The sequence below is a fragment of the Streptomyces sp. NPDC030165 genome, assembly GCF_055573595.1.
The window spans coordinates 321,199-342,999 of the sequence record NZ_JBVIBD010000005.1; the positions used below are offsets into that span (position 1 = coordinate 321,199).

At 71.8% G+C, this 21,801-nt stretch carries 15 protein-coding genes and 1 pseudogene; 5 read left to right on the plus strand and 11 right to left on the minus strand.

Going from position 1 to position 21,801, the window contains the following annotated elements; translation table 11 throughout:
• Nucleotides 1-103: 103 nt before the first annotated feature.
• From treS to ACZ4Z1_RS12465, 3 genes are all read right to left on the minus strand, one after another.
• Nucleotides 104-1,804: a maltose alpha-D-glucosyltransferase gene (gene treS / locus ACZ4Z1_RS12455; RefSeq protein WP_468486528.1), complete on the minus strand. Its 1,701-nt coding sequence runs from the start codon at nt 1,802-1,804 to the stop codon at nt 104-106.
• Complete coding sequence (locus tag ACZ4Z1_RS12460) at nt 1,801-3,804, minus strand: alpha-1,4-glucan--maltose-1-phosphate maltosyltransferase (RefSeq protein ID WP_468486529.1); 2,004 nt, start codon at nt 3,802-3,804, stop codon at nt 1,801-1,803. The genes treS and ACZ4Z1_RS12460 overlap by 4 nt, the downstream gene beginning before the upstream one ends.
• 214 nt (nt 3,805-4,018) lie before the next feature.
• The gene (locus tag ACZ4Z1_RS12465) at nt 4,019-4,381 is read right to left on the minus strand and encodes a S8 family serine peptidase (RefSeq protein ID WP_468486530.1); all 363 of its coding nucleotides are present in this window, start codon (nt 4,379-4,381) and stop codon (nt 4,019-4,021) included.
• 605 nt (nt 4,382-4,986) lie between these two features.
• Between ACZ4Z1_RS12465 and glgP the strand changes: the two genes are divergently transcribed.
• On the plus strand, nt 4,987-7,704 hold the full coding sequence (gene glgP / locus ACZ4Z1_RS12470) for an alpha-glucan family phosphorylase (protein ID WP_468486531.1): 2,718 nt from the start codon (nt 4,987-4,989) through the stop codon (nt 7,702-7,704).
• Between the two features lie 19 nt (nt 7,705-7,723).
• Here the strand turns inward: glgP and ACZ4Z1_RS12475 are convergent, their stop codons facing one another.
• Complete coding sequence (locus tag ACZ4Z1_RS12475) at nt 7,724-8,707, minus strand: GlxA family transcriptional regulator (RefSeq protein WP_468486532.1); 984 nt, start codon at nt 8,705-8,707, stop codon at nt 7,724-7,726.
• 85 nt (nt 8,708-8,792) lie between these two features.
• On the opposite strand from ACZ4Z1_RS12475, the gene ACZ4Z1_RS12480 reads away from it, so the two are divergent.
• The gene (locus tag ACZ4Z1_RS12480) at nt 8,793-9,725 is read left to right on the plus strand and encodes an NADP-dependent oxidoreductase (RefSeq protein ID WP_468486675.1); all 933 of its coding nucleotides are present in this window, start codon (nt 8,793-8,795) and stop codon (nt 9,723-9,725) included.
• A 46-nt stretch (nt 9,726-9,771) separates the two neighbouring features.
• On the opposite strand, the gene ACZ4Z1_RS12485 is transcribed toward ACZ4Z1_RS12480, so the two are convergent.
• From ACZ4Z1_RS12485 to ACZ4Z1_RS12500, 4 genes are all read right to left on the minus strand, one after another.
• The gene (locus ACZ4Z1_RS12485; protein WP_468486533.1) at nt 9,772-11,388 is read right to left on the minus strand and encodes a sensor histidine kinase; all 1,617 of its coding nucleotides are present in this window, start codon (nt 11,386-11,388) and stop codon (nt 9,772-9,774) included.
• Nucleotides 11,389-11,478: 90 nt separating this feature from the next.
• Nucleotides 11,479-12,153, minus strand: coding sequence for a response regulator (locus ACZ4Z1_RS12490; protein ID WP_468486534.1), 675 nt, complete (start codon nt 12,151-12,153; stop codon nt 11,479-11,481).
• A gap of 154 nt (nt 12,154-12,307) precedes the next feature.
• On the minus strand, nt 12,308-13,951 hold the full coding sequence (locus ACZ4Z1_RS12495; RefSeq protein ID WP_468486535.1) for a M4 family metallopeptidase: 1,644 nt from the start codon (nt 13,949-13,951) through the stop codon (nt 12,308-12,310).
• Between the two features lie 270 nt (nt 13,952-14,221).
• Nucleotides 14,222-16,489 (minus strand): M4 family metallopeptidase, encoded by a 2,268-nt coding sequence (locus tag ACZ4Z1_RS12500; protein ID WP_468486536.1) that lies wholly within the window; start codon nt 16,487-16,489, stop codon nt 14,222-14,224.
• 573 nt (nt 16,490-17,062) lie between these two features.
• On the opposite strand from ACZ4Z1_RS12500, the gene ACZ4Z1_RS12505 reads away from it, so the two are divergent.
• From ACZ4Z1_RS12505 to ACZ4Z1_RS12515, 3 genes are all read left to right on the plus strand, one after another.
• Nucleotides 17,063-17,569, plus strand: a complete 507-nt coding sequence (locus ACZ4Z1_RS12505; protein ID WP_468486537.1) for a DinB family protein — start codon at nt 17,063-17,065, stop codon at nt 17,567-17,569.
• A gap of 178 nt (nt 17,570-17,747) precedes the next feature.
• On the plus strand, nt 17,748-19,289 hold the full coding sequence (locus ACZ4Z1_RS12510) for a carboxylesterase/lipase family protein (protein WP_468486538.1): 1,542 nt from the start codon (nt 17,748-17,750) through the stop codon (nt 19,287-19,289).
• Nucleotides 19,290-19,363: 74 nt separating this feature from the next.
• Entirely contained in the window at nt 19,364-19,531 is a 168-nt protein-coding gene (locus ACZ4Z1_RS12515; protein ID WP_468486539.1) for a hypothetical protein, read from the plus strand.
• On the opposite strand, the gene ACZ4Z1_RS12520 is transcribed toward ACZ4Z1_RS12515, so the two are convergent.
• The 3 genes and pseudogenes from ACZ4Z1_RS12520 to ACZ4Z1_RS12530 all read right to left on the minus strand — a co-directional run bounded on the left by ACZ4Z1_RS12520 (nt 19,500) and on the right by ACZ4Z1_RS12530 (nt 21,784).
• Nucleotides 19,500-20,150 carry an MFS transporter gene (locus ACZ4Z1_RS12520; RefSeq protein WP_468486540.1) on the minus strand — a complete coding sequence of 217 codons (651 nt, stop codon included), beginning with the start codon at nt 20,148-20,150 and terminating at the stop codon, nt 19,500-19,502. The two genes, ACZ4Z1_RS12515 and ACZ4Z1_RS12520, sit on opposite strands and share 32 nt — an antisense overlap.
• A 19-nt stretch (nt 20,151-20,169) precedes the next feature.
• Nucleotides 20,170-20,751, minus strand: a pseudogene (locus ACZ4Z1_RS12525) (MFS transporter); the annotation flags it as partial.
• 322 nt (nt 20,752-21,073) lie between these two features.
• Nucleotides 21,074-21,784: a DUF4328 domain-containing protein gene (locus ACZ4Z1_RS12530; protein WP_468486541.1), complete on the minus strand. Its 711-nt coding sequence runs from the start codon at nt 21,782-21,784 to the stop codon at nt 21,074-21,076.
• Nucleotides 21,785-21,801 lie beyond the last annotated feature (17 nt).

Sequence of the window (21,801 nt, forward strand, 5' to 3'; positions counted from 1 at the left end):
AGGGAGACTGCCCGTGGGGGCGGTCGGAAAACGCCCGTACCCGCTTCGCGAGCGGATACGCGCGATGGTTTTCCGCCGCCCCGGCCGGACGCCGGTGGGGCCCCTAGACCGCCCCCCTCCGCAGCCGGAACCAATAGAAGCCGTGACCTGCCAGGGTCAGCAGATAGGGCCATTCGCCGATGGGCGGGAAACGGACGCCACCGATCAGCTCGACCGGGTGCCGCCCGTTGAATGTGCGCAGATCCAGTTCGGTGGGCTGCGCGAAACGCGAGAAATTGTGCACGCACAGCACCAGGTCGTCCTGGTATTCGCGCAGGAAGGCCAGTACCGCGGGGTTGGACGAGGGCAGTTCGGTGTAGGTGCCGAGGCCGAACGCCAGGTTCTGCTTCCGGATCTCGATCATGCGGCGGGTCCAGTGGAGCAGCGACGACGGTGAGGACATCGACGCCTCGACGTTGGTGACCTGGTAGCCGTAGACCGGGTCCATGATGGTCGGCAGGAAGAGCCGGCCGGGGTCGCAGGAGGAGAAACCGGCGTTGCGGTCGGGCGTCCACTGCATCGGTGTGCGGACCGCGTCCCGGTCGCCGAGCCAGATGTTGTCGCCCATGCCGATCTCGTCGCCGTAATACAGGATCGGCGAGCCCGGCAGTGACAGCAGCAGCGCGGTGAACAGCTCGATCTGGTTGCGGTCGTTGTCGAGCAGCGGGGCCAGCCGGCGGCGGATGCCGATATTGGCCCGCATGCGCGGGTCCTTGGCATATTCCGCGTACATATAGTCGCGCTCTTCGTCCGTGACCATTTCGAGCGTCAGCTCGTCGTGGTTGCGCAGGAAGATGCCCCACTGGCAGTTGGCCGGAATCGCCGGGGTCTTGGCGAGGATTTCCGAGACCGGGTAGCGCGATTCGCGGCGTACCGCCATGAAGATGCGCGGCATGACCGGGAAATGGAACGCCATGTGGCATTCGTCCCCGCCCTTGGAGTAGTCACCGAAATAGTCGACCACGTCCTCCGGCCACTGGTTGGCCTCGGCCAGCAGCACCGTGTCCGGGTAATGCGCGTCGATCTCCGCCCGTACGTGCTTGAGGAAGGAGTGCGAGGCGGGCAGGTTCTCGCAGTTGGTGCCCTCCTCGGCGTACAGGTACGGCACCGCGTCCAGCCGGAACCCGTCGATGCCCAGGTCGAGCCAGAAGCGCAGGGCGGAGAGCATCTCCTCCTGGACGGCCGGGTTCTCGTAGTTCAGGTCCGGCTGGTGGGAGAAGAAGCGGTGCCAGAAGTACTGCTTGCGCACCGGGTCGAAGGTCCAGTTGGACGCCTCGGTGTCGACGAAGATGATGCGCGCGTCCTGGTACTGCTTGTCGTCGTCGGCCCAGACGTAGTAATCGCCGTACGGGCCGTCCGGGTCGGTGCGCGACTCCTGGAACCACGGGTGCTGATCGCTGGTGTGGTTCATGACGAAGTCGATGATCACCCGCATCCCGCGCTGGTGCGCGGCGTCCACGAACTCCACGAAGTCGGCCAGGTCACCGAATTCCGGCAGTACGGCGGTGTAGTCCGACACGTCGTAACCGCCGTCCCGCAGCGGCGACTTGAAGAACGGCGGCAGCCACAGGCAGTCCACGCCCAGCCACTGGAGATAGTCCAGTTTGGCCGTGATGCCCTTGAGGTCGCCGATGCCGTCGCCGTTGCTGTCCTGGAAGGAACGCACCAGGACCTCGTAGAAGACGGCCCGTTTGAACCAGTCGGGATCGCGGTCCTTGGCCGGCGTGTCCTCGAACTTGTCCGGGACGGGCTCGTTGACGATCAATTGGGTGACCCTCCGATCGGTGAGGACGGTCGCAGGGAGAACAGGTGCGCGGGCGCCGGTGCACGGCCCGGATCGAGGCGCACATAGTTGTCCCTGCCCCAGTGGTAGGTCTCGCCGGTGAGCTCGTCGCGCACCGGGACGGAATCGTGCCAATCGAGGCCGAGTTCCGGCATGTCCAACGACACCGTCGCCTCGTGGGTGTGGTGCGGGTCGAGGTTGACGACGGTGAGCACCGTGTCGGCTCCGGCGCCGTTCCCGGCCCGTTTGGAATAGGCGAGGACGGCGTCGTTGTCGACGCGGTGGAAATGGAGGTCGCGCAGCTGTTGGAGTGCCGGGTGCCGGCGTCGCAAGCGGTTCAGAGCGGTGATGAGGGGGGCGATGCTACGTCCCCGGCGCGCCGCTGTCTCCCAGTCCCGGGGCCTGAGTTGGTACTTCTCCGAATCCAGGTACTCCTCGCTGCCACTTCGTACCGGTGTCGACTCGCACAGCTCGAATCCGGCGTATACACCCCACGTCGGGGAGAGGGTGGCGGCCAGTACGGCCCGTACCTCGAACGCGGGGCGTCCGCCGTGCTGCAGATAGGCGTGGAGGATGTCCGGCGTATTGACGAAGAAATTCGGCCGCATGTACGAGGCCGTTTCCCGCGACAGCTCGGTGAGGTACTCGGTCAGCTCGTGCTTGGAGTTGCGCCAGGTGAAATAGGTGTACGACTGCTGGAACCCGATCTGCGCCAGCGTGCGCATCATCGCCGGGCGGGTGAACGCCTCGGCCAGGAAGATGACGTCCGGATCCGTGCGGTTGACGTCCGCGATGACCTTCTCCCAGAAGAGCACCGGCTTGGTGTGCGGGTTGTCCACCCGGAAGATGCGCACCCCGCGCTCCATCCAGAAGCGCAGCAGCCGTTCCGTCTCCCGCACCAGGCCGTTCAGGTCCGCGTCGAACGCGATCGGGTAGATGTCCTGGTACTTCTTCGGCGGGTTCTCGGCGTGGGCGATGGAGCCGTCCGCCCGGTGGTGGAACCACTCGGGTTGTTCGGCGACCCAGGGGTGGTCCGGCGAGCACTGCAGGGCGAAGTCCAGTGCCACCTCCATGCGCAGGTCGCGCGCCGTACGGACGAAGTGCTCGAAGTCCTCGAAGGTGCCGAGGTCCGGGTGGAGGGCGTCGTGCCCGCCCTCGGCCGAGCCGATGGCCCACGGCGACCCCACGTCGTGCGGGCCCGCGGAGAGCGCGTTGTTGGGGCCCTTGCGGTAGGAGGTGCCGATGGGGTGCACGGGCGGCAGGTAGACGACGTCGAACCCCATGGCCGCGACCGCGGGCAGCCGCTCGGCCGCCGTCCGGAACGTACCGCTGACGGGCGGCGCGCCCTTGCGTACGACCGCGCCCTCCGAGCGCGGGAACAGCTCGTACCACGACCCGAACAGGGCGCGGCGGCGCTCGACCAGTAGCGGCACCGTCCGCGAGGCGGTGACCAGTTCGCGCAGCGGGTGCCGGGCGAGCGCGCCGGTCACCTCGGGGGTGAGTGCGGCGGCGAGCCGGGTCGCGGCGGGCAGCTGCGGGTCGCGCAGGGCGTCCGCGGCGGCCAGCACCGCTTCCCGGCCGTCTCTCTTGGGCACCCCCTCGGCGGCGCGTTCGTGCAGCGCCGCGCCCTCGGCCAGGACCAGTTCGGTGTCGATACCGGCCGGAATCTTGATGCCGGCGTGGTGGCGCCAGGTGGTGACCGGGTCCGACCAGCCCTCGACGCCGTACGTCCACCGGCCCTCCACGTCCGGGGTGACGTCGGCGCCCCATCGGTCCGTGCCGGGCGCCAGTTCGCGCATCGGGGTCCAGGGGCCCGGGCGGCCCAGGGGATCGCGCAGGACGACGTTGGCGGCGACCGCGTCGTGGCCCTCGCGGAAGACGGTGGCCGAGATCTCGAAGGTCTCACCGACCACCGCTTTCGCCGGACGACGGCCGCAGTCGATCAGGGGGCGGAGGTCGAGCACGGGGATGCGGCCGATCATGGGGTCACCTGACGGTTGGGAGGTGCTACCGAATTCTGTCCTTTCTATCGTTTTTGTGGCGGATGGACGGGCTGCGGGCATGGGCTCTCCTGTCCGCTTTCACTCGGTTGGCGGATGGGGCGGTGCGGGAAGCCGTGCGGCGCGCCGGGGCGCAAGAGCGGTACCGCACAAGCCTTCCCGCGGCGCACGGGCGGGCAATCGGGCCGTCCGCGCACTACCGGTACGTAACCGCGGAACGGAATATGACCCGGGCTCCGGCAGCACCCGCAGGCGGTACGGACGCCTCCCGGCGCACGGTGACCACCCCGCCCGTACGCGGTACGGGGTCGCGCTTTCCTGGGCTCATCAGCCGGAGCTGACCTGCGACGACGCGGTCGGCGAACCGGGGCCGGCCGCCTTGGTCCGATGCTCGGCCGCCGCGGCGGCCGGGCGCGTTCCGCACCTCCTTGGGTCCGGCCCGCCGAGGGGACGGGAGGTGGAGCGCAGCTGCGCCGGCTGCGTGCGGAGCGGCCATGGACGTACCGGAGAGGGGCCACTTCGCTGTGTCTCCCGGGTTCCACACCGACGTGATGTCCACACCCGGTGCGAACAGGCCGAGCAGCGCACCCCAGTTGGAGAACGCGGCACGCCGGTCCCGGGCGGGCCGGCCTGTGCGGTGGTGCCTGTGCCCGTACGGTCCAGGACGCGTACGCGGCCCGGCCGCGGCGCGGCGTAGGGCCGGTCCAGCGGCAGGCTCGGGTGGTCCGGCCGATCCGGCCGGTCCAGCCCCCAGGGGGGGGGCGGATTGCGCTGCGTACGGTCCAGTGGCACGGTCCCCTCCTCAACTCGGGCGGGAGCCGCCGGAGTCGCGGGTGGAGGGCCGGGTACCGCACCCGGGCCGGCGGCGCCACCCGGCAGCCTTCCGCCCGACGGGGATCCGAACAAGAGTGCACGAGGGTGGGGAACCGGCCATATCGGCCGCGAGAGGTGGGTGGGAAGCGAGGGGAGGGCCGGGCCGGATCGTGTCACCGTGGCGCGCCGCACCGCGTCCCGCGGTGGCCCGAAGACGCCCGTCGGGTGACTGGCTCGGCCGAACGGGTGACGAGTCAAGGGCCGTGCCGATCATGGCAGTTGGCGTCCGGATCCGACCGGATTCCGGGGTACCGGGCGAATCGGGCGGGGGTGCGCCGCTACCGTCGTAGCGTGAAGGCCATTCGTCGGTTCACCGTTCGCCCCGTCCTCCCGGAGCCCCTGCGGCCCCTCAGCGACCTGGCGCGCAATCTGCGCTGGTCCTGGCACCCCGAGACCCGCGAACTCTTCCACGCCATAGCCCCCGCCGGCCGGCGCCGGGCGGGGCTGGACCCCGTACGGCTGCTGAGCACCGTCTCCGCCGAGCGGCTCGCGGAGCTGGCCGGGGACCGCAGATTCCTGCGCCGGCTCGGCGCCGCCGCCGACGACCTGCAGGACTACCTCACCGGGCAGCGCTGGTACCAGAGCGCCCAGCAGGGCGGCCGGGACGGCCGGCTGCCAGATGCCGTCGCCTACTTCTCGCCGGAGTTCGGCATCACCGCCGCGCTGCCCCAGTACTCGGGCGGCCTCGGCATCCTCGCCGGCGACCACCTCAAGGCCGCCAGCGACCTCGGTGTCCCGCTCATCGGGGTCGGCCTGCTCTACCGGCACGGGTACTTCCGCCAGTCGCTCTCCCGCGAAGGCTGGCAGCAGGAGCACTACCCGGTGCTGGACCCCAACGAGCTGCCGCTGGACCTGCTGCGGGAGGCCGACGGGACGCCCGTCCAGGTCGCCCTCGCGCTGCCCGGCGGGCGGCAGCTGCGGTCGCTCGTCTGGGTGGCCAGGGTCGGGCGCGTACCGCTGCTGCTCCTGGACTCCGACGTGGAGGAGAACGGCCCCGGCGAGCGGGACGTGACCGACCGGCTCTACGGCGGGGGCAGTGAGCACCGTCTGTTGCAGGAGATGCTGCTGGGGATCGGCGGGGTGCGGGCCGTACGGACGTACTGCCGGCTCACCGGACACGCCGCGCCCGAGGTCTTCCACACGAACGAGGGACACGCGGGCTTCCTCGGCCTGGAGCGCATCCGGGAGCTGGCGGACGCCGGCCGCGAGGGCGGCCCCGGCGAGGCCGGCGGGCCGGTCGGCCTGGACTTCGACGGCGCCCTGGAGACCGTACGCGCCGGAACGGTCTTCACCACCCACACCCCCGTCCCCGCCGGCATCGACCGCTTCGACCGCGAGCTGGTCGCCCGGCACTTCGGCGAGGCGGCGGAACTGCCCGGCATCGACGTCGAACGCATCCTCGCCCTCGGCCTGGAGACCTATCCCGGCGGCGAGCCCAACTGCTTCAACATGGCGGTGATGGGGCTGCGGCTGGCCCAGCGCGCCAACGGCGTCTCCACCCTGCACGGCCGCGTCAGCCGGGAGATGTTCGCCGGGCTGTGGCCGGGCTTCGACCCGGAGGACGTGCCGATCACCTCGGTGACCAACGGGGTGCACGCGCCCACCTGGGTGGCGCCCGAGGTCTTCCGGCTGGGCGCGCGCCAGATCGGCGCGGGCCGCACCGAGGACGCGCTCTCCGTCGGCGACTCGCGGCGCTGGTCGGCGGTGGCCGACATCCCGGACGCGGACGTCTGGGACCTGCGGCGGGTGCTGCGTGAACAGCTCGTCGAGGAGGTACGGCGGCGGCTGCACGTCTCCTGGCGCCAGCGCGGCGCCGGGGCCGCCGAGCTGGGCTGGATCGACGGCGTGCTCGACCCGGACGTCCTCACCATCGGCTTCGCCCGCCGGGTGCCCTCCTACAAGCGGCTCACCCTGATGCTGCGCGACCGCGACCGCCTGATGGACCTGCTGCTGCACCGCGAGCGGCCGATCCAGATCGTCGTCGCGGGCAAGGCCCACCCGGCCGACGACGGCGGCAAGCGCCTCATCCAGGAACTGGTCCGCTTCGCCGACGACCCGCGCGTACGGCAGCGGCTGGTCTTCCTGCCCGACTACGGCATGGCCATGGCGCAGAAGCTCTACCCCGGCTGCGACGTCTGGCTCAACAACCCGCTGCGCCCACTGGAGGCCTGCGGCACCTCCGGCATGAAGGCCGCACTCAACGGCTGCCTGAACCTCTCCGTCCTCGACGGCTGGTGGGACGAGTGGTACGAGCCGGACTTCGGCTGGTCCATCCCGACCGCCGACGGCCACGCCACCGACGAGAACCGGCGCGACGAACTGGAGGCCAACGCCCTGTACGAGCTGCTGGAACAGCGGGTCGCGCCGCGCTTCTACGACCGCGACGCGGACGGCGTACCGCAGCGCTGGGTCGAGATGGTCCGGCAGACCCTGGTCAACCTGGGGCCGAAGGTACTGGCGGGCCGCATGGTGCGCGAGTACGTGGAACGCCTGTACGCCCCCGCAGCCCGCTCCCAGCGCTCCCTGACCCCGCAGTCCGCGACCGAACTGGCCGCCTGGAAGACCCGGGTACGGGCCGCGTGGCCACAGGTCGCGGTGGACCACGTCGAGACCGGAGCCCCGGTCGTGGACCGCGCCGAGCCCGTCGGCGTACCGGGCGCCCCGCCCAACGGCAGCGCCGAACTGGGCGCCACCCTGGCGCTGCGGGTCCGCGTCGCCCTCGGCGACCTCGCCCCCGACGACGTGGAGGTCCAGGCCGTCTCGGGCCGGGTGGACGAATCCGACCGCATCACCGACGCCACGACCGTCCCGCTCAAACCCACCGGCGGCCCCGACCTGGAAGGCCGCTGGCTCTACGAAGGCCCCCTCGCCCTCGACCGCACCGGCTCCTTCGGCTACACGGTCCGTGTCCTGCCGGCCCACCGCCTGCTGGCCTCCGCGGCCGAGATGGGCCTGCTGGCGGTGCCGTCGGAGGCGACGGGGGAGGAAGCGGGGGTGCTGATGCGGTGACCGGCCACCGCCTTGCGCGTCAGTGGCCGGTGGCCACCGGCTCCGTCCCCACCGTCCGGCCGGGCGCCCGGAACGTACGGCGGTACGCCTGGGGGGAGACGCCGATGGCGGCGTGCAGATGCTGGCGCAGGGAGGCGCCGCCGGCGAAGCCGACGTGGCCGGCGACCAGGTCCACCGGGAGGTCACTGGTCTCCAGCAGCTGACGGGCGCGGAGCAGGCGCTGCTGGATGAGCCACCGGCCGGGGCTCAGGCCGGTCTCGTCACGGAAGCGGCGGTTGAAGGTGCGCAGGCTCATTCCGGCGTGCTGGGCCAGCCGGGTCAGCGTCAGCGGTTCGTCCAGGTGCTCCAGGGCCCACTGCTGGGTGGCGGCCGTGCCGGTCGCGGTGGGCGCGGGCACCGGCTGCTCGACGTACTGGGCCTGGCCGCCGTCGCGGAACGGCGGCACGACGCACTTGCGGGCCACGTGGTTGGCGAGCGCGCCGCCGTGGTCGGCGCGCACCACGTGCAGGCACACGTCGATGCCGGAGGCGGCGCCGGACGAGGTCAGCACGTCGCCGTCGTCGACGAAGAGCACGTCGGGGGTGAGCCGGACCCGCGGGAACCGCCGCCGGAAGTCGTCGGTGAGCTGCCAGTGCGTGGTGGCCGGGCGGCCGTCCAGCAGTCCGGCGGCGGCCAGGACGTAGGCGCCGGTGCAGATGGACACCGTGCGCGTACCGGGCCGGACGGCCGCCAGCGCGGCGGTCACCGCGTCGGGCAGCTCGGTGCGGACGTGGTCGGGGGCGATGGACGGGATCACCACGGTGTCGGCGGTGCGCAGCACCTCGGGTCCGTGTTCCACCACGATCGAGAAGTCGGCACCGCAGCGCACCGGGCGCCCGTCGGCCGAACAGGTCAGCACCTCGTAGCGGCCCTCGGCCGCGCCGAACACCCGTCCCGGGATGCCGAGTTCGAACGGATAGACGCCGTCCAGGGCCAGGACCACCACTCGATGCGCACGCTGCATGGCACGATCCTATCGGACGATGGCCATCGTGCCATTGTTGTGGCCGCCGGGGCCGGTGATGCTGGACGGCATGAGCGAACACACCATGCGTGCCATCAGCCAGGACGTCACGGGCGGCCCCGAGGTCCTGAAGGAAACCGAACTCCCGCGGCCCGAGCCGGGCGTCGGCCAGATCCAGATCGCGGTCCGTGCCGCCGGGGTGAACCCCACCGACTGGAAGCACCGCGCGGCCGGTCTCTTCGTCGAGCGGCTGCCCCGCGTCCTGGGCTGGGACGTCTCCGGCGTCGTGACGGCGGTCGGCATCGGCGTCACCCTGTTCGAGCCGGGCGACGAGGTCTTCGGCATGGTCCCGTACCCGTACGGCGTAGGTACCCATGCCGAGTACGTCACCGGCCCCGCGCGGGCCTTCGCGCACAAGCCCGCCGCCCTCGACCACGTCCAGGCGGGCGCCCTGCCGCTGGCCGCGCTCACCGCGTACCAGGCCCTGGTGGACACCGCGGACGTACGGCCGGGACAGCGCGTCCTGATCCACGCGGCGGCGGGCGGCGTCGGCCACCTCGCCGTACAGATCGCCAAGGCCAAGGGCGCGTACGTGATCGGTACGGCCGGCTCCGGCAAGCACGACTTCCTGCGCTCCCTCGGGGCCGACGAGGTGATCGACTACCGGGAGACCGACTTCACCGAGGCCGCCGGTACGGTTGATGTCGTCCTGGACGCCATCGGCGGTGACACCCTCACCCGCTCCCTGGACGTGGTGCGCGAGGGCGGCACCGTCGTCTCGATCCTCGTCGGCAGCACCCCGGAGGACCGCGCCAAGGCCGCGGAGCGCGGGGTCCGCCTCGCGCTGATGATCGTCGAGGCCGACCACGCGGGCATGAGCGAGATCGCAGCCCTCGCCGAGGCCGGCACACTGCGTGCGCACATCGCCGCGGTCTTCCCGCTGGAGCAGGCCGCGAAGGCGCACGAGATGGGTGAGAGCGGCCGTACGCAGGGGAAGATCGTCCTTGAGGTGAAGTGACGTCTCTTCCGTACGGGGCCGGACGGGGACCGGGCCGCACGTCCGGCTACCCGGCCGGCGGCCGGTCCCGCCGGTGTACCAGTCCCTTCGACGCCAGCCGGCCGTCCGCGAAACACAGCTGGTAGGCCACATCGTCGTCGTACGCACGGAAGGTGTAGTACCGGCAGGTGCGGCCGGGAGGCGGCGCCGGGGTGCCGTCCGGCGGTACGTCCAGGGAGAAGAACGGCAGCCGCGACTCCACCGCCTCCCGCCCCTCACCGATGCGCAGCGCGTCGTACGTCCCGCGGTCCAGGACCGACCAGGACGGGCTGACCAGCGCGAAGACGCCCATGAGCAGCAGCAGCCCGGTGAACAGCGCCGCCGGTACGGCCACCGTCTGCACCAGCCGCCGCCGCACTTGGTGCCGGGCGGACGCCAGCTCCCGCTGCGACCGGCTCCACCGCGCGCTGTCGCCGGGGCCGCGCACCGGCGCCCCGTCGGCCGTCGGCAGCCGCGCCGCCACCTCGTAACCACCCTCCGGCGTCGGCCCGGCCCGCAGCTCGCCGCCCGCGAGGCGCACCCGTTCGTCCAGCCCGACCAGCCCGTTGCCGCCCGGGACCAGGGCCGGTGCCGATGCCGTGCCGGGCGGCGGCGGTGCGTTGGTCACCGTCACGTCCAGCCGCTGCCCGTCGCCGGTCAGCCGTATCTCCACCGGCGCGCCCGGCGCGTGCTTCGTGGCGTTGGTCAGCCCCTCCTGCACCACGCGGTACACCGCGCGGCAGCCCATCACCGGCATGGCGTCCGGGTCCTCCGCCGCGGCCCCGTCACGCCGCAGCACAACGTCCAGGCCGCAGGACCGGGCGCGTTCGACGAGCGCCTCGACGCTGTCGTCGGCGGGCAGCCGGGAGGGCGCCGGCTGGTCGTCGGTGCGCAGGACGCCGATGATGTCCCGCAGGTGCTCGGTGGCCGCGCCGGCTGCCGCCCGCAGCTCGCCGACGGCCGCGCGCTGGTCGGGCGCCAGCCGCGGGTCGATCTCCAGGGCCCCGGCCCGCAGGGCGAGGAGCGCCAGTTCGTGGCCGAGCGAGTCGTGCATGTCCCCGGCGATCCGGGCCCGTTCGCGCAGCCGGGTGCGGTCGGCGACCGCCTGCTGCTCGTGCTCCATCCGCTCGGCCAGCTGCCAGCCCGTACGGACCAGCGCCGCGTACTGGCGGCGGTAGCGGCCCAGCAGCCACGGCAGGACGACGTTGAAGAGCAGGGTGAGTACGGCGGAGAACCACGGCCACAGGTTGCGGGTGACGACGACGCACAGCGGCAGGCTGACGGCCGCGACACCGGTGAAGAACCAGAGGGCGGCGCGGGCCCGTCCGACCCGTACACCGGCCAGGTAGGCCAGCACGGCCAGCGCGGTGGCGTACTCGAACGTGAAGAAGTCACGGGCCGACGTCAGCCCCAGCACCACCGGCACGGCGAGCGCCCCGAGCGGCCACTTCCGCCGCACCACCACCGCCAGCCCCAGCAGCGGAATGCCGGCCAGCGCGGTCCAGGTCCGTACCTGCGGCACCCCGTCGAACGCGGCGGTGAGCGGTAGGGACAGCGCCAGCCAGAGACAGACGGCCGGCAACCGGGCCGCCCACCGGGAACGTTCGGCGGCGGGCGGCGCGAGCCGGGTCGGACGAGTGAGCATGACATCAGCTTCGCCGATGGAGGCCAGCGTGCGCCCCTGACGAAAGTAACGGAAGCACCGCCACCGGACCTGCGTCCCGGCGCCCCCGGCTCACACGTCCCGCACCAGCCCCGCCTCGTACGCGAGGATCGCCGCCTGCACGCGGTTCTTCAGGCCCAGCCGGGCCAGGATCGCGCTGACGTACGCCTTGACCGTGCCCTCGACGACGAACAGCCGCCCGGCGATCTCCGCGTTCGACAGTCCGGCGCCGACCAGCGCGAGCACCTCGCGCTCGCGGGAAGTCAGTTCCTCGGTACGGGAGCGCGCCGCGGCCGCCCTGCCCAGCGCCACACCGCCGAACTGGCTGATGACGCGCCGCGCCACGGACGGCGAGAGGTACGCGCCGCCCTCGGCGGCCGCCCGTACCCCGGTGATCAGCTCCCGCGGGTCGCCGGTCTTCAGCAGGAAGCCGCTGGCGCCGGAGCCCAGGGCCCCGGCCACGTACTCGTCCTCGGAGAAGGTCGTCAGCATCACCACGGCCGTCTCCGGCAGCGCCCGGCGCAGTTCGGCAGCGGCGCCCAGGCCGTCCAGCCGCGGCATCCGGATGTCCAGCAGGCACACGTCGGGACGGTGCCGCAGCGCCAGCTCCACCGCCTCGCGCCCGTCGGCCGCCTCCGCGACCACCTCGACACCGGGTGAGGCCGTCAGGATGGCCCGCACCCCTGCCCGGATCATCGCCTCGTCGTCCGCCAGCAGCACCCGGACGGTCACCCCCGCATCGCTCATACGGCCACCCTAGCCAGCGGCCCGGCGACGGCCGCCGGGCATATGGAAGGGCGGTGTCCGAAGGGAGGTTGGGAGCCTCCGGACACCGCCCGGTCACGGGGGCGTACTGCCCCGGGAGCGCCGACCGGCCGTCAGGGGCCGGCCGGTGTCGTGCTTACTTCACCGCGACGCCCGTCCACGCCGCCTCGACGCCCTTGACCTCGGCGCTGTCCGCGCCGTACAGGTCGGTGGCCGCCTTGACGGTCGCCTCGCGGGCGCCCTTGTAGTCGGTGTTCGAGGTCATGTAGGTGGTCAGGGCCTTGAACCAGATCTTCTCGGCCTTGTCCCGGCCGATGCCCTCGACCTTCTTGCCGTCCGCGGTGGGGCTGTCGTACTTGACGCCGCCGATCTCCTTGGCGCCGCTGCCCTCGGACAGCAGGTAGAAGAAGTGGTTGGCGATGCCGGAGGAGTAGTGCACGTCGACGTTGCCGGCGTCCGCGCTCCAGCTGTCCAGGGACTGGCCGTCCTTGGAGGGCTTGTCCATGTAGCGCAGCGGCTTGCCGTCACCGGCGATGTCGATCTTCTCGCCGATGAGGTAGTCGCCGGCGTCCTCCTTGTTCTTGGCGAAGAACTCCACGGAGGTGCCGAAGATGTCCGAGGTCGCCTCGTTCAGACCGCCGGACTCGCCGCTGTAGGTGAGGTTGGCGGTGGCCGAGGTGACGCCGTGGCTCATCTCGTGCGCGGCGACGTCGATCGAGGTGAGCGGCTTCTTGTTGCCCTCGCCGTCGCCGTACGTCATGCAGAAGCAGCTGTCGTCCCAGAACGCGTTGGAGTAGTTCTGGCCGTAGTGGACACGGGAGGTGGCGCCCTTGCCGTCACCCTTGATGCCCGCGCGGCCGTGCACCGTCTTGTAGTAGTCCCAGGTCAGCTGGGCACCGTACGCGGCGTCGACGGCGGCGGTCTCCGGGTCGTCGGCCTTGCCGTTGCCCCACTTGTCATCCTTGTTGGTGAACAGCTTGCCCTCGCCGCTCTCGCTGCCGCTCAGGTTGAACGTCGAGTGGCCGCCGCGCCCCTCGTCGGTCAGCTCGTAGCCGCTGCCGCCCTTCTTCGAGCCGATCTCGACGGAACCGCTGTAGGCGGAGGTGCCGGCGCCGTTCTCGATCCCCTGGTACTGGAAGATCTTCTTGCCGGTGTTGGCGTCGGTGATGACGTGCAGCTGGTTGGGCGTGCCGTCCTTCTGGAAACCGCCGACCACGGTGTCGTACGCGAGGACCGGGGTGCCGGAGGCGGCCCAGACGACCTTCTTGGGCGTCACGGCGGCGGCCTGCTGGGCGCCGAAGGACTTCGCGGTGCCCTGGGCGGCCTGGGCGGCGGCCTTCGGGGCGACCTTCGGGGTGGTCGAGGCGACGGCGATCTTCGCGCTGTTGGCCTTGGTGGTGCTCTTGACCGCACCGCCCTTGGCCCGGTGCACGATCAGGTCGCCGCCGAGGACGGGCAGTCCGGCGAAGGTGCGGTCGTAGCGGGTGTGGGTGGTGCCGTCGGCGTCCTTGACGACGTCCTTGACGACGAGCTTCTCCTGGGCGCCCAGGCCCAGTTCCTTCGCGGCCTGTGCCTTGGTGGCGCCGGCGTCACGCAGCAGTTCGGCGCGGTGCGAGGCGGTCAGCTGGACGGGCGAGGCCGCCGCGGCCTTGGCGGTGGTGCCGGGGCCGGCGGGGGAGGCCCCCGCGGTGCCGGCCGTGACGGCCGCGGCTATCAGTGCGCCGGCCGCTGCCAGCGAGGTGCCGGTGATACGCGCCTTACGGGAAATGTGGGGGGACACGCGTGTGCTCCTTCGACTTTGCCAGGGTGGGGGTGCAAAGCGATGCGGGTGTGACTTGAGGGGGAAGACTGCCATTCGAACGCGTGCATGTCAGGAGGCGGTAGCGAAGTTGGCGAGAAATCGTCCGTAGAGCGAACATCACTGTTCGTATGCCGGAGTTGAACGCAACGGAACGGGCGTCGCCCCTGGTGAGGAGCGACGCCCGGTCGAACGGGGAGCTGGAACTGTCCGGCCGGCCACGGCGGTTCACCCGCGCGGCCCGCCGTCACCTCAGAAGGTCAGCTTCCAGCTGTTGATGTAGCCGGCGTCCTGCTGGTAGACGTCCCGGACCCGCAGGTTCCAGGTGCCTTGCGCGACCTCAGAGGAGGCGTTGACGGTGTACGTCGTCTTGACGTTCGCCGCCGAGTCGGCCGCGTCGGAGTTCTTCAGCCGGTAGGCGGTGCCGTCCGGGGCCACCAGGTCGATGACCAGGTCACCGCGGTAGGTGTGCACGATGTCCACGCCCACCTTCAGGGCGCTCGGCGCGTTGCCCGTACGGGTCACCTTGACCGGCGAGTTGACCGCGCCGCCCGCGTCCGGAATCTGCACGTCGTCGGTGTTCTCGAAGACGTCACCGCCGCTGGCCGGGTTGACGGTCCAGGTGAAGCTGGTGGTGCCGGTCTTGTTCGCGGAGTCGGTGACGGTGACCGTCACATTGCTGGTGCCCGCGGTGGTCGGGGTGCCCGAGATCAGACCGGAGTCCTGGTTGACCGACAGCCCGGCCGGCAGCCCGGTGGCCGCGTACTTCAGCGCGCCCGCGTTGCTGCTGGTGGCCTTGATCTGCAGGCTGGCGGGCTGGCCGACGGTGCTGGTCTGGTTGCCCGGGTTGGTCACGCTGACCCCGGAGTCCGGGACGCGCTGGCCGACGTTGACCGCCGCCCAGGTGTTGGCGACCGTGTTGTACGTGGCGCTGCCCTGGCCGAACAGCTCGGCGGCGGCGGACAGCGTCGCGGTGCGGGCGGCCGCGTAGTTGGTGTTCGCGTTCATGAACTTCGTCAGCGCCGAGAACCAGACCTTCTCGGCGTTGGCCCGGCCGATGCCGGGCACCGGCAGGTTGTCGTAGGTCGGGCTGTCGTAGTGGACGCCGTTGATGTCCTTGGGCCCGCTGCCCTCGGCCAGCAGGTAGAAGAAGTGGTTGGCGACACCGGACGAGTAGTGGACGTCGATGCCTCCGATGCCGGAGTACCAGTAGTCCTTGGACCGGCCGTCCTTGCTGGGCTTGTCCATGTAGCGCAGCGGCGTGCCGTTGCCGTTGATGTCGATTTCCTCGCCGATGAGGTAGTCACCGACGTCGTTGGGGTTGTTGGCGTTGAACTCGACGGCGGTGGCGAAGATGTCCGAGGTGCCCTCGTTCAGGCCGCCCGGCTCACCGCTGTAGGTGAGGTTGGCGGTGGCCGAGGTGACACCGTGGGTCATCTCGTGGGCCGCCACGTCGATGGAGGTCAGCGGCTTGACGTTGCCGCTGCCGTCGCCGTACGTCATGCAGAAGCAGCTGTCCTGCCAGAACGCGTTGACGTAGTTGTTGCCGTAGTGCACCCGGCTGTACGCGCCGACACCGTCGCCCCTGATGCCGCTGCGGCCGTGCACGTTCTTGTAGTAGTCCCAGGTCAGCGCCGCGCCGTAGTGCGCGTCCACACCGGCCGTCTGGGCGTTCTGCGGAGTGCCGTCGCCCCACACGTCGTCCGCGTCGGTGAACAGCGTGCCGGTGCCGGAGGTCCCGCGGTTGAGGTTGTAGGTCTTGTGGTTGCCGCGAGTGGTGTCGGTCAGCGTGTACGAGGGAGCGGTGCCCAGGGTGACCTGGCCGCTGTACATGCTGTTGCCGGTGCCTTCCTGGACACCCTGGTACTCGTGGAGCTTCTCGCCGGTCGTGGCGTTCGTGATCACGTGCAGCTCGTTGGGCGTGGTGCCGTCCTCCTGCACGCCGCCGACGACCGTCTCGTACGCCAGGACCGGCTTGCCGTCGGCGACCCAGATCACCTTGCGCGGCTCGCGGGCCTCGGACTTCTTCGCCCCCTGCGCCTTCGACGCCTTCAGCGCCCTGTCCTCCGCGGCGGACGGCGCGAGCTTCGGGGTGGTGGTCGGCACGTCGAGCTGCGACCGTACGTCCTTCGAGACGCCGCGCAGCGTGCCGTTGGCCGCCTCGTGGACGACCAGGCCGCCGCCGAGCACCGGCAGCCCCGCGTAGGTGCGCTCGTAACGGGTGTGCACACTGCCGTTGACGTCCTTCAGGACGTCCTTGACGACCAGCTTCTCCTTGGGGCCCAGCTTGAGCTGCCTGGCCGTCTCAGCGGTGGTGGCCTTGGCCTCCCGCAACAGTTCCGCACGCTGCGCCGGGGTCAGCTTGGCGGGCAGCGCGCCCGGGTCGGGCTGCGCGGTGACCGGGCCGGGCCGGGGAGCGGCAGCCGTGCCGGCGCCTGCCTGCACGGTCACGGTCAGCATCGCGGCCATGGCGACCACGGCGCCGGTCGCGACGGCGCGCCTATGGGGGGTGCGTCTCACACTGACTCCTTCTGCGGTGGCCGCGACCGGTGGGTGGGCGGCCGAGGGGGACCGGGCGGCGGAGTGACCGTCCGGGCAGAGCGAGGCAGAACACGTGGAACGTGTGGGGGGAGGCACCAGGTGCGGGTGGTCCGGGCCTTCGAGCGTGGAGCGTCGAACGGGCCGTGGGCGCGAAGTGGTGCACTGTGGGGCTCCGCGCAACGGATGCGGGGAAGAGTGCCACCTGAGGGCCGCCATGGGCAGTGGCCGGTCGATAGTTGGCCGGAAAACGTCCGTAGAGCGGGGGCCCGGGTCCGTATACAGGACGTGACGGTACGTCCAACCCCAGCGGCCCCGGGTTCCCCGGACGGCCCCTTCCGCCGCGGCCTGCCCCCGGTACGTACGCCGGCCCTTGCGCGATGCGGTGTCCGCCGTCCCGGCCGTCCCGGGCGCATACACGGTCGGCGGACCGTCCGTCGTCCGGTACGGCGGCGAACCGCCGTCTTCGGCCACCCGCGGCGCACCCGTCTCCGCGGAAACCGGGATGCGGCGGCGCGCCGCGCCCGGCAGGATCGGGCGGTCGAAAGGAACCGGATGACCACCGAACGAACCGCCCCGCCGCTTCGCGCGGGTGAGCGCGAAACCCTCCGCGCCTACCTCGACTTCCACCGGGCGACGCTCGCCATGAAGTGCGACGGCCTGACCGACGAGGAACTGCGCGGCCGCTCGATGCCGCCCTCCACGCTCAGCCTGCTCGGCCTCGTACGGCACCTGGCGGAGGTGGAGCGCACCTGGTTCCGGCGGGTGATCAACAAGGAGGACATCCCTCTGGTGTGGTCACCGGACGGCGATTACCAGGCGGCGTACGACCCCGGCACGGCCACCCGCGAGGAGGCGTTCACCGCCTGGCGGACCGAGGTCGAGCACGCCCGCCGCATCGAGAGCGCCGCCCCCTCACTGGACATGACCGCCCACGCGCCCCGCTGGGGCGCCGACGTGACCCTGCGCGTCGTGATGCTCCACGTCATCCTCGAATACGCCCGCCACAACGGCCACGCCGACTTCCTGCGCGAGGGCATCGACGGGGTGGTGGGGCCCTGAGAGCCGGTGTCCTGAGGGCCGGTGCTCCGAGACCGGTGCTCCGAGACCGGTGCTCCGAGACGGTGCCCGGGGCCGCCAGGAAATGGCTGGCGCGGCGCCGCACGGCGGCGGGACGATGCGGGATGCCGCAGTCGCCGCACGCCCTGTGCGCGCCCTGCTCCCCCGGAGGGAAGCCGTCATGACCGACGCCGCACCCGAACCGCCCGATTCCTCCCGCCCCGGGCCCGCAATCCGCACGACAGCCGGGGCGGTGCGCGGCAGCCGGGAAGCGGGTGCGGCGGTCTTCCGCGGCATCCCGTTCGCCGAGCCGCCGGTCGGCGCCCTCCGGTTCGCCGCGCCGCGGGCGGTGCGGCAATGGGACGGCGTACGACCGGCCCTGGCGTACGGGCCCCCGCCCCCGCAGGGCGGCCACTTCGGCATGGAGGCACTGTCGCAGGACGCCGCCGACGACTGGCTGACGGTCAACGTCTGGACACCCGACCCGGGCCCGGCCGCCGGGCTGCCGGTGATGGTGTGGATCCAGGGCGGCGCCTACACGATCGGCACGTCCGCCCTTCCCGGGTACGACGGGGGCCGCCTGGCGCACGCCGGTGTCGTCCTGGTGACCTTCAACTACCGCGTGGGGCCGGAAGGGTTCGGGCAGTTCGCGGGGGCGCCCGCCAACCGGGGCCTGCTCGACCAGATCGCCGCCCTGGAGTGGGTACGGGACAACATCCGGGCCTTCGGCGGTGACCCGGCCCGCGTCACGGTCTTCGGTCAGTCCGCGGGCGCCGGATCGGTCGCCGCACTGCTGGCGATGCCGCGTGCGGCCGGACTCTTCGGCCGGGCCGTCGCGCAGAGCGTGCAGGGCACGTACTTCTCCCCGGAACTGGCCGCCGACATCGCCGCCGCCTGCGCCGCCGAGCTGGGGCGTGAGCCCACGACGGGCGACCTGTCCACCGTGCCCCCGGCCCGGCTGTCCGCCGCCGGGGACGCGATCGGAGCCACGATGGACCGGTGGGCACACCGCTGGGGCGCCATCGCACACCGCACGATCCCGGTCTCACCGGTCGTCGACGGGGACACACTGCCGCGCACGCCCTGGCAGGCCCTGGCGGACGGCGCCGGCCACGACCTCCCGCTCCTCGTCGGCCACACGCGGGACGAACAGCGCCTGTTCACCGCGATCGAGGGCCTGCTCGGCCAGGTGACCCCCGAACAGGCCGCAGCCGCCCTGCGCGTCTTCGCCCCCGGCCCGGACGGCGCACGCCGGTACCGCGACGGCTTCCCGGCCGCCACCCCGGACGAGCTGTACGAACGGGTCCACTCCGACTGGCTGTTCCGCATGCCGTCCCTCCACCTCGCCCACGCCCAGGCCACCGGCGGCGGCCGCGCCCACCTCTACGAGCTGACCTGGCCCGCCCCCGGAATGGACGGCACCTTCGGCGCATGCCACGGCCTCGACGTACCCCTCGTCTTCGGAAACCTGGACCGGGGACAGCCTGCCGTACTGATCGGCGAGGAGCCCTCCCCGGAAGCGGAGGCGCTGTCGGCCCGTATGCGCGCGGCGTGGACGGCGTTCGCCACCGACGGTGACCCGGGCTGGCCCGCGTACGACACGGAACGGCGGCCGGCACAGCTCTTCGACAGCCGTCCGTCCGTCGCCCCCTACCCGGAGGAGACCTCCCGCCTCATCTGGCAGGACCACGCCTTCTCCGCGTTGCGGTTGGCCGACGGATAGATCCGCATCAGCTCTATTCCACGGAGGCCCCTGCTGAAGGACGTGCGGAGCAGGCCCCGCTGAAGGATGTGTGCATGCTCGACACCCTGGACCGTGCCCTGATCCACGCGCCGCACATAGACGGCCGCGCGCCCTTCGGCCATATCACCGTCGCCCTCGGCGTCTCTCCATCAGAAACGCCCCAGCGTGGCCCCAGCTGCTGTACGGCGTTCAGCAGCCCGGCCGCCGACCCGATCTCCTGAGCAGCGGCCGCAGGGCGATGGTGAAGAAGGCGGGGCCGAAGAGGCCGACGCCGAAGCCGACGACGCCCAGCGCGAGCAGCAGCGGCTGGGGGTAGGCCGTGGGCTCCGCCGCGTGGTACACGGCGATGGCGGCCAGCGCTCCGACCAGGAGCACGGCCAGGCCCATCGACATGGTGTGGTGCCCGTAGCGCCGGACCAGGCGGGCGCCGGCCAGCCACGACGCGATGGCCAGGCCGACCGACCACGGAGCGAGCGTCAGCCCCGCGTCGAGCACGTCGGTCCCGAGCCCCAGCTGGAGCTGTAGCACGACGACCATCATCAGACCGTTCGTCACCGCGAAGAACGCCGCCGACGTCACCAAGGCGGCCGGGAAGCTCCGGTGCGCGAACAGGCTCGGCTCCACCAGCGGGCTGCGGCCGCCCGCGCCCGCACGGCACTGGTGCAGCGCGAACCCGGTCAGCACCAGCAGACCGGACACGACGGACCCCCAGCTCCACCCGGACAGCGCGGCGATGTCGCCGCCGATGAGCGGGTGGACGATGAGCCCGACACCGACCATGGCCACAAGCGTGCCGGTCAGATCGAGTGTGGGCCGCTCCGGAGCCCGGTTCTCCGGCATCTTGGGGGCGATGGGCCAGCACGGTCACGGACACCGGGACGTTGACCAGGAATGCCGCGCGCCACGACGAGCCGAACAGGTCGGCATGGGTCAGGACGCCGCCGAGCACCGGACCGCAGACGGCGGCCAGACCCATCACCGGGCCGATGCTGCCCAGCGCCTTGGACACCTCGTCACCGGTGAACATGGTTCTGATCAGGCCGATGGTCTGGGGAATGATCACGGCCGCCGCGGTTCCCTGGACCACACGGAAGGCGATCAGCAGACCCGCCGAGGGCGCCAGGGCGCAGGCGGCGGACGCGAGCATGAAGCCGGTGACACCGATGACGAACACCCGCCGCCGGCCGGCGATGTCACCCAGCCGGCCACCGGTGATCAGCAGCACCGCGAACGGGAGGGTGTAGGCCGTGGTGAACCACTGGATGGCGGAGACCGACCCGCCCAGATCGGCATGTATCGCGGGCGCGGCGACCTGCACCATGGTCGCGTCCAGCAGGTTCATGGCCTCGCCGAGCAGCAGGGCGGTGAGCGCCGGCCACCGCCATCGGTACGCCGCTGGGGAAGGCGGCGCGAGTACACGATTCCCACGCGACGACCCGATGCGGGCGCCCGGCCGGCGGAGGCACCGAGATCGTCACGCTCCTGGGAGGCGATACCCAGGTCCTGTCATGGATGGCGGTCGCTCCGGCCCGTCTCGACGAGGTGGTCACCACGTTGGCCCGCCACGGCGAACTCGCTCTCGTGGCGCACACCACCGTCCCGCCACGGGTGACCCGTGCGCAGAACCGCGCACCCTATGGGTCTCTTGAGCGAGGGAGAGAGGGAACGAGGGGAGAGGAAGCGAGGGAGCGAGGGAGCGATGACTGTGCATGGTCCCCTGCGTTTCATACGGCCCTGTGTCCCTGCGTCCTGCGGGAATCGGGTCAGCTCTCCGTGCCGAGGGGTTCGGCGGCCGGGGAGGCCGATGCGGTGCCGGGCCGACGGGAATCGTCGACGCGTCGCCGCTGCGCCGTGGTGAGGGCGTGGACGACGAAGATGCCGGCCAACGCCGCGCCCGCCACGGCCGTGTCGGCGGCCAGGAGCAGGGGGACGTCCTTGTAGGCGCGAGCGATGACGTCGTCCGTGGAGCCCGTGTACATCATGCCCACCCCGCTCAGCATCCCGGCGAGCCACAGGCCCCACCACCAGTTCACGGCGCGCGGCAGGGGCTCTCCCGGGGCGCTCGCACGGTGGATGTCGGCGACGATTCCGCGGGGCACCCACAGGTTCGCGACGGGCACGATCCAGCCCGCGTAGACCCACGGCCAGGCGTAGCGCGGCGGCTGTCCGGACAGGGCGCCGGCGTTGTCCCGTACGCGCCACAGCCAGACCAGGAAGGTGAACGCGCACAGTGCCGTGGCCGCGTCCCCCAGGGCACTGACGAGGTGGTAGGCGTCCTCCAGCGCGGTCAGCGGGCGGTGCAGGCCGTCGCCCTGGTCGGGCGGCCCGGAGGCCGGCATCCCGGCGGCGGCGAGCCTGACCTGCCACAGGGCCCGGGCCACCCAGGCGATACCGGCGAGGGCGAGGGCGGCCACAGCACAGCGGGCCGCTGCCCGGACCGGGCGCAGGGCGGACGGCGCTACATGATCGTTCACCTGCTCATTGTTTCTCA